This window comes from Bacillus sp. AFS053548, assembly GCF_002575105.1.
Taxonomy (GTDB): domain Bacteria; phylum Bacillota; class Bacilli; order Bacillales; family Bacillaceae_G; genus Gottfriedia.
On the sequence record NZ_NUHI01000051.1, the window covers coordinates 1 to 8,020 of the forward strand.

Consider the following 8,020-nt stretch of genomic DNA (forward strand, 5'->3'; position numbering starts at 1 on the left):
GCCGCCCCCTCCTACTCGATTCAACAAAATGGCAGTTTAGTTCAATAAAAAATATTACTAAAAAGTATAAATAGCAAAGTTTAATATTACATATCAATCCATTTTTGTTACATATTCTTCCAACAAATTCATCAAACTATTAACGAGAGGGATGAGAACTGATGGAAGAATTTTTAAACTGGAAAATCATTGTAGAAACATTACCACTTACACTATCGGTCGTTAGTATAATAGCCCTTTGTATCTGGGGATTGATCTATTTAAGTAAACAAAATTAATTATAAAATAGAGAGAAACTCATCCCTGTGGGTTCTCTTTTTGTTTATAAATCTTATCTAACTAACGTTAAATAACAATTAGCTATGAAAAAAATCTTCATGTAAAAATCATTTAATCACACAGGTTCACAGTTTTTTTGAAAGGGTGTAATTATTGGATGTTTTAAAATACGTTATTCCTTTTGGATTTATCTTAATCCTTATATTAATAGGATACATTGTTTTTAAAAAACTGGACTAAGTCATTATTTAACTAATGCATGCATTAGTTAAACAACATGATCGGCAATATTGTAGGTCTTTTTTTGTGCTAGCTGGCAATTTAGTTGAATAAAACATGGTAAAATATGGGTATTAATTTAATTAAAATAGTTTTGTCTAAGCACTTTTTGAGATGTAAGGGGTAATAGGATGACAATTTATGTACAAGGTTCTATTTTATTATTTTTTTTATTCGTCTTGCCTTATTTTATTGTATTTCTATACAAAATTGAAAAGAAAAAAACTGAAGCACCCACGTTGTACATTAATGTATCGAACGTACGAACTACCAAAGAATTGCACTCACTATTGAAAAAAAAACTGAAATTTCCAGATTATTATAGCGAGGACTGGGACTCGTTTTGGGAGATCATTTCTGGTTTCATTGAGTTACCAAATAAAATCAAGTTTGTTGGGTGGTCAGAATTGGAGAGAAGATTACCTGAAGATTCGAATATTATGAAAGAGTATCTTCTAGAACATAATCAGGAATTTCCCAATTGGAAATGTGAGTCTTGTTCAACTAACGAATGCATTAGTTTAATAAATTTTGTATAGAATGTATTGAATTGAGATATTAGATGAGATATTTGGAGAAGTAGCGGATGATATGGATATCATTCGCTTTTTTTGTTTTCTAGTTGATATTTAGTGGTCATATTTGCAAGAGTTTATCCAATTACTTAAATGATTTTATACTATTGATTATAATAAATTCCTTTTCAATGATACATATTATCCCTATATAGATTTTACAATTTACAATTGATTTAAAGGGGATAACTGCTTATGCCGCAACATTATGAGATTATTATGAGGACAATGCTAGCATTTTTGATTTTGTTTATTGGTGCTAAACTTTTAGGAAAACAAATTATTGCTGAAATGAATACCTTTGATTTTATAGGTGCCATTTCTATTGGAGGTATTATTGCCAATTTGGCATTTAATTTGAATATAAAAATCCATCATTCAGTCATCGCTTTTATAATTTTAGTAACAATCATTATAATTGTTAGCTATATTTCCATGAAAAGTCGAATTGGAAGAAATTTATTTGCTGGAAATCCAACAGTAATTGTTGAAAATGGAAAGATTTTGGAAGCCAATATGAGAAAGATGCGTTATTCTCTAGATTATTTAAATCAACAATTAAGAGAAAAAAGTATATTTAACATAGAAGAAGTCCTTTACGTCGTTGTTGAAACAAATGGCAGAGTATCTGTTTTGCAGAAACCCCAATATCGCAATGTAACAAGACAAGATTTAAATATACCGACTACACCAGAAAGTAAGCTCCCTATCGAGCTGATTATGGATGGAGAAATTATGACAGAAAACCTAAGACAAAACAATCAGACGGAGTTTGAGTTACAACGCGAACTAAAAAAACGTAACCTCCATTCAAAGGATGTTGCGTATGCTGTGCTAGCTGCAAATGGAAATATCTACATTGATACATATAAAGATAATATTACTTCTCCAATGGACCAAGAATGAGCTATTTTTAATTTATTTTGAAAAAAGATTTTATTGCTTTCCATCATTATTATTTTCTTACTTAATATGAGGATAAGTATGTGAACTATTTAGTTTTTTGTTATTCCTCTAAAAAAATGTCCTTGAATTCCTTTTGTTTTTAGGAGTAAGGGATGGTTTAATAAAGTATATATGCAGATAGGAAATATTTTTTTAACATCTGAGGTAAAATTACATCATGCAGGATAATACACTTCTTCTACACATAGATGAGTACAAAGTGCGATAAATCGGGATTCAGAGCGGCTTTTTAAGTAAATAATGTCCACTATAATTAAAAAAACACCCATTCTTCTAGTAAAATTCAAGTTAATTTTAGGTTTCTGGCACGGATTTGATTCTAATAGAAGAGAAAAAACGAAGAAACATACTAACTATTTATTGGATTTGTTTTGTATCTAAACTTCCAAATTACCTTTTTTTGTAGTTAGTATATAAAATAATAAATTTTTAAAAGATCCAATTAAAATCTTGCAAGTAATATTAAAATATAATATCATTTGTATGTACAAGCAAATGAAAATTTAGGAGAGATAAAATGAATACACTAGTTATAATTACACATCCGAATCTTGAAAATTCTCGAATCAACCGAACATGGATGGAAGAGTTAAAGAAGCAAGAAGAAATTACAATTCACACTCTTTATCAAGCTTACCCAGATGGGAAAATAGACGTAGAGCAAGAACAAAAATTGTTAGAATCACATGATCGTATTATTTTACAATTCCCATTCTTCTGGTACAGTACACCTTCATTACTTAAACAATGGCAAGATGAGGTTCTTGCTTATGGATATGCATATGGTCCAGATGGTGATAAATTACATGGTAAAGAATTAGGACTTGCAATTTCAACTTTTGGTCCAGTAGACTCGTACGAACCAACTGGTTATAATAACTTCACGATGGAAACATTGACAACACCTTTACAACAAACTAGTAATTTAATTGGTACAAAATTTATGCCATTATTCGTTTTAAACGGTGTTGCACATGTTTCTGAAGAGGAACTTTTAGAAAACGCAAAAGCTTATGTGAAACATGTTACACAACCAAAACTTGAAACAATTACTGCCTAATAGTGTACTCACACTTTGTAAAGAGTTTACTAATTATGAATTTATACTTAAGAATAAATAATAGACAAAGAGATAGGTGAAATCAATTTATGAAAACACTAGTAATTGTGGCGCATCCTAATTTAGAGCAATCTAAAGTAAATAAAGCATGGATAAATCGTCTTGAACAAGAGGAGGTAACTATCCATAATTTATATGCAGATTACCCAAATTTTGAAATCAACGTTGAAAAAGAACAGCAATTATTATTAGAGCATGATCGTATTGTGTTTCAATTTCCATTTTACTGGTACAGTACACCTGCATTATTAAAGCAATGGCAAGATTCAGTATTATCGTATGGTTTCGCCTATGGATCTGAAGGTAATAAATTACAAGGAAAAGAATTGTTACTTGTCATTTCATCAGGTGGTCCTTCAGAAGCTTATCAAGCTGGAGGATATAATCATTACACGATGAGTGAGTTAACTCGTCCATTACAAGCTACTGCAAACTTATGTGGAATGTACTTCTTACCTTCATTCCTTTTACAAGGATTAATGAACGTATCAGATGAAAAATTACAAGAAAGTGCAGAGGAACTAGCTTTATACGTTACAAATCCAAATTTAAGAGTAAGACGTTAAAAATCATAAAATAGGCAAATTTACTTTTAACTTGTGTTGACAAAGTATTGTTTTATTTTGTAAGTTGTATATACAATCGAGAAAATCGGGAGATGGAACAAATGGAACAATACTTTAGTAATTGTTTATATTTTACTGCTAATCATTTAGCAAGATTAATGAATAAGATGGCAGAGGAAGAGTTTGCTTCACTTGGTATTTCTCCAACTTATGCATTTTTATTAATGGCGGTATTTGAAAAACAAAATATTACTCAAACAGAATTAAGTAATATTTTGCATATTGCTCCTTCAACAACCACTAGGTTTGTTGAGAAATTGGAAGTGAAGAAACTAGTTGAACGAACAAATCAAGGGAAATTGACATTAGTCAATTTAACTGATAAAGGAATCGAAATTCAAAAAGATATTAAGGTGTGTTGGAAAAATCTATATAAACGATATGCGGAAATTTTAGGTGACGTTGCAGCAAAACAATTAACGAGTCAAACATTTGAAGCTGCATTGGAAATCGAGAAAATTAAATAATTCAGTTAAATCTAAAGAGCCTTTTATGGCTCTTTTTTTTTGTTTGTAATAATAAATATTTATTTTAACTCTATAAATTTAACATAGGTTGATGATTAGAAATGCAGAAATGATTCTTAAAATTGGTAAATGAAGCATAAAATATATGAGGTCTTGATTATAAAACTTTTCTTACTTATTAAATTCAAAATCAAAATTAGGTTGAGTTTTAAATATTCCCATAGGAGTGATAAAAGAATGAATGAAGATCTTCAAAAGCTATTCAACAATTTAATTCAAATTGAAAATGTGTCATCATCACTTTATCTTGCAATGTCAGCATATTTTGGAAAAATGAATTATACAGGTATGGCAAGTTGGATGAGAGTACAGGCGGAAGAAGAACGTACACATATGCTTAAATTGATAGATTTTGTAGTTGATAAAGATGGAACTGTGGATTTATTAACGATTCCTACTCAATCTAATAATTTTGGTACTCCTTTGGAAGCTTTTCAAAAGGCACTCGAACATGAACAATATGTTACAAATTCATATCGACAAGCATATAATTATGTTATTCAAGTAGATCCACAAGCAACTGTTATTATTCAAGATTTTTTGAGGGAACAAATTGACGAAGAAGCACAAACCCTAACGATCGTTAATCGATTAAAATTGGCTGATGGTAACCCTTCAGCATTATTACTTATTGATCAAGAATTAGGACAAAGGAAACTTCCTGCTGCACCTCCTGCACCAGCTGCTGGTGGATGAATATTTAGAAGACTTTATTTTTTGGAGCCTTTATAGGCTCTTTTTTATTTTAGGCTCTGTTAAAAAAGATTGTTGATAAAAAAGCTATATCAACCAAAATGTGGACTCCTGTTCCATTAATGAATTCGTCATTAATCTTAACCGTGTTAAAAAATCATCATCTAAAGATATTTTTTTTGTAAAAATGACTATACAAGCCAATGAAGGCAGAAAGAGATGGAATAAAGATAAAAAGACCTCTGTTCCAAATAGGAATCTTAAAATCCCATGCCCATTGAACTGGCATGTTAAAAAACAAGACCGTTAAACGAACGAATTGTTCCATGTTAGAATAATTTCCATCCAGACTGATTATCAAACAAAAGCTGACCGCACATGTAAATAGGACTGACCCTGCATTTTTCATCCAATGGTCTTGGGGTTTTAAGTATTTGTTTCCAATCCAAAGGAAAACAATCACGAATAAAAATAGATTGATCCAACTAATGATTGTTTCTGTTTTGGGACTTTCTCCCAAGCATATACCCAATGTAATATCGAAGAGAAGGCAAACAATATTCAACAAAATCTGAGCTTGAAACATCACAATATTGATTTTGATCAACAGGTGCACCTCCTAATTCTCTATTTATAAAAATTCGAGATATTTATTCAAAATTCCTTTAACATGAGCGCTCTTGGTTGATTTCTGTACGTTGATATCTTTCAAATTATCCGACAGTGAAAAAATATATCTAATTGAACAACATTTGCGTTCGTTCAATTAGATAGTAAAAGGATTATCTAAAAATAGATAATCCTTTTTAAAATTCAAAATATCAACAATTTAGTTTAACAGAGCCTTATTTTAAAAAAGGAACTCTAGCATCATATAAGTATTTGGAATTTAAAATTAAGAGGATTAAGAAGGTCTTTATTTAATATAATCGGGAAAACTTATTCGACCTTTTATTTTTAATAAAATTTTCATAGTATTTTCATAAAACTACTATATATTTAGACAAATGGATGAAGAAGGAGTAATACTAAAATTTACATCAACTTCACAAATAAATTTAAATTAATTTTTATAATGGATGTAATAATAGTTAAAGGAGATTATTAGATTGGAAAAAAATAATTTTAGAATGGAGAAAAAACAAACTTTGTTAAAATCCTATATTTCAAATCCAAATGAAAGAAAAAGAATTGTGTTAACACTTATTATTGGTGGAGCACTATTTTTATTAGGCGTTTTATATATTTCAATGCATTATCATGAATGGCAAACTACAAATATGCATGACTATAAGGATTCATTTAAGGAAATTGGATCAATTGCACGAATTGGTTTTTTTATTGCATTATCTATTTTTCCTGTCTTCTATTTAATAAAACTAAAATATACTAAGGACATTGCATTTGGACAAATTAAATTAAAAACTATATTACAATTTATTGGAAAAATCGTAAGACAATGGCACGTACCAATCGCATTAATATCGACAGGCATTGTTATATTACATGGATATTTAGCAATATTAAAAGGATTTGAATTAAATTTTACATATTTTTCTGGTTTAATTTCTATTATCATTTTATTCATATTAATGTTTATGGGATTAAAACGATATAAAAAGAAAGATAATAAATGGCATTTAAAAATGGCTATGTGTTTTCTAATCTTATTTATGATACACGCTACGTTTGCATAGTCATATGGTGTATGGAAATCAATCATAATTATCATAAGTGTCATAAGTATTATATTAATTTCTAGTAAACAAAGTAGTGCAATTCATTAGTGAGTTGCACTACTTTTGTTTTTGGATTATACATGAGGGATTCATTTAGTGTTTGTTATAGATGTAGATTAGATGTTGTTACGAGTACATTTTCTTAGCATAGCGCATAGGATAATTTAATATGCTGAGGAGGGATTGAGAAAAATGTATTACTTTCCAAATATGTACCCATATCAATATCATTATCCTTATTATCATAATGTACCAATGAATAACTATGGTAGACAGTCTGTTTACTGGACTTATCCTGTTGGAGTAGAATATGCAAACAGATTTGGTTCTTTTCGCTCTTACAATGATGATTTCCGCATTTTGTTAAAAGATTATGGAGCAGAACCGTTTGCAGTTAATATTAATGAAGTAACTAAGCAAAACAATACGTACCGTACCGTATTATGGACAGGAACTCATTTGCAAGTTACCTTAATGAGTCTCAATGTTGGCGAAGATATCGGCTTGGAAATACACCCGAACGTTGACCAATTCTTACGTGTTGAACAAGGGCAGGGTATTGTTCAAATGGGAAAAAGTAAAGAGAAGTTAAATTTTAAAAGTAATATCAATGATGATTCTGCAATAATGGTACCTGCTGGAACATGGCACAACGTAATCAATACAGGTAATATTCCGCTAAAGCTTTACTCAATATATGCTCCTCCTAACCATCCTTTTGGGACTGTTCATGTAACAAAAGCAGATGCAATGGCTGAGGAAAGAAGTAGTGGTCATGCCAGTGAAAAAACAATTGTTTCTGGCAAGACTCCAGATGAATGGATTAAGTACACCGAATATTTGGTAAATAAAGGGTTAGAAGATGTTAAAAGAGGAATAAATGCTACACACATTCTTCAAGAATTTATTCTAATGGGAGTTCTTGTAGGGAAAGGATATTCTCCTGAAAAAGCATATGAAACAGTAGAAGAATGGGAACGTACAGGAGAATCTAAACTTCTTCAGCAAAGCAAAAAAATGTAGAATTAGAGTAATGCATATAGTTAAATGAAATATTTGAAAAATGTTAAGGGTTTTGTCAGATTGGCTGAACCCCTTTTATTTCCACATTATATACATAGTACGCAAAGTTAAATCCACAATCTGGTTGGATATCACAATAAGGAGACTTTTTTTTCTTTATTCAAGTAACGGGTGCGTGTGCGGCCGAGCCTAG

Annotated in this window: 9 protein-coding genes; 8 read left to right on the top strand and 1 reads right to left on the bottom strand. The window is 30.1% G+C overall.

What is annotated here, in order from left to right; genetic code table 11:
* Positions 1–689 precede the first annotated feature (689 nt).
* The 6 genes from CN946_RS20660 (at position 690) to CN946_RS20685 (ending at position 5,068) form a co-directional block, all read left to right on the top strand.
* Positions 690–1,097 carry a barstar family protein gene (locus CN946_RS20660; RefSeq protein ID WP_098862814.1) on the top strand — a complete coding sequence of 136 codons (408 nt, stop codon included), beginning with the start codon at positions 690–692 and terminating at the stop codon, positions 1,095–1,097.
* Between the two features lie 231 nt (positions 1,098–1,328).
* The gene (locus CN946_RS20665; protein ID WP_098862815.1) at positions 1,329–2,039 is read left to right on the top strand and encodes a DUF421 domain-containing protein; all 711 of its coding nucleotides are present in this window, start codon (positions 1,329–1,331) and stop codon (positions 2,037–2,039) included.
* Positions 2,040–2,616: 577 nt separating this feature from the next.
* On the top strand, positions 2,617–3,159 hold the full coding sequence (locus CN946_RS20670) for an NAD(P)H-dependent oxidoreductase (RefSeq protein ID WP_098862816.1): 543 nt from the start codon (positions 2,617–2,619) through the stop codon (positions 3,157–3,159).
* An 89-nt stretch (positions 3,160–3,248) separates the two neighbouring features.
* The gene (locus CN946_RS20675) at positions 3,249–3,785 is read left to right on the top strand and encodes an NAD(P)H-dependent oxidoreductase (RefSeq protein WP_098862817.1); all 537 of its coding nucleotides are present in this window, start codon (positions 3,249–3,251) and stop codon (positions 3,783–3,785) included.
* Between the two features lie 101 nt (positions 3,786–3,886).
* The gene (locus CN946_RS20680; protein ID WP_098862818.1) at positions 3,887–4,312 is read left to right on the top strand and encodes a MarR family winged helix-turn-helix transcriptional regulator; all 426 of its coding nucleotides are present in this window, start codon (positions 3,887–3,889) and stop codon (positions 4,310–4,312) included.
* Positions 4,313–4,549: 237 nt separating this feature from the next.
* Positions 4,550–5,068, top strand: a complete 519-nt coding sequence (locus CN946_RS20685) for a ferritin (protein ID WP_098862819.1) — start codon at positions 4,550–4,552, stop codon at positions 5,066–5,068.
* A 157-nt stretch (positions 5,069–5,225) separates the two neighbouring features.
* On the opposite strand, the gene CN946_RS20690 is transcribed toward CN946_RS20685, so the two are convergent.
* A complete protein-coding gene (locus CN946_RS20690; RefSeq protein WP_098862820.1) occupies positions 5,226–5,672 on the bottom strand; it encodes a hypothetical protein in 447 nt (148 codons plus the stop codon).
* A gap of 502 nt (positions 5,673–6,174) precedes the next feature.
* On the opposite strand from CN946_RS20690, the gene CN946_RS20695 reads away from it, so the two are divergent.
* Positions 6,175–6,762: a hypothetical protein gene (locus CN946_RS20695; RefSeq protein ID WP_286134009.1), complete on the top strand. Its 588-nt coding sequence runs from the start codon at positions 6,175–6,177 to the stop codon at positions 6,760–6,762.
* A gap of 234 nt (positions 6,763–6,996) precedes the next feature.
* Complete coding sequence (locus CN946_RS20700; protein WP_098862821.1) at positions 6,997–7,827, top strand: cupin domain-containing protein; 831 nt, start codon at positions 6,997–6,999, stop codon at positions 7,825–7,827.
* The last annotated feature ends 193 nt before the right edge of the window (positions 7,828–8,020 follow it).

Coding starts and splice junctions, on each gene's coding strand:
- CN946_RS20660 (WP_098862814.1), top strand. CDS start 690: ATGACAATTTATGTACAAGGTTCTATTTTATTATTTTTTTTATTCGTC.
- CN946_RS20665 (WP_098862815.1), top strand. CDS start 1,329: ATGCCGCAACATTATGAGATTATTATGAGGACAATGCTAGCATTTTTG.
- CN946_RS20670 (WP_098862816.1), top strand. CDS start 2,617: ATGAATACACTAGTTATAATTACACATCCGAATCTTGAAAATTCTCGA.
- CN946_RS20675 (WP_098862817.1), top strand. CDS start 3,249: ATGAAAACACTAGTAATTGTGGCGCATCCTAATTTAGAGCAATCTAAA.
- CN946_RS20680 (WP_098862818.1), top strand. CDS start 3,887: ATGGAACAATACTTTAGTAATTGTTTATATTTTACTGCTAATCATTTA.
- CN946_RS20685 (WP_098862819.1), top strand. CDS start 4,550: ATGAATGAAGATCTTCAAAAGCTATTCAACAATTTAATTCAAATTGAA.
- CN946_RS20700 (WP_098862821.1), top strand. CDS start 6,997: ATGTATTACTTTCCAAATATGTACCCATATCAATATCATTATCCTTAT.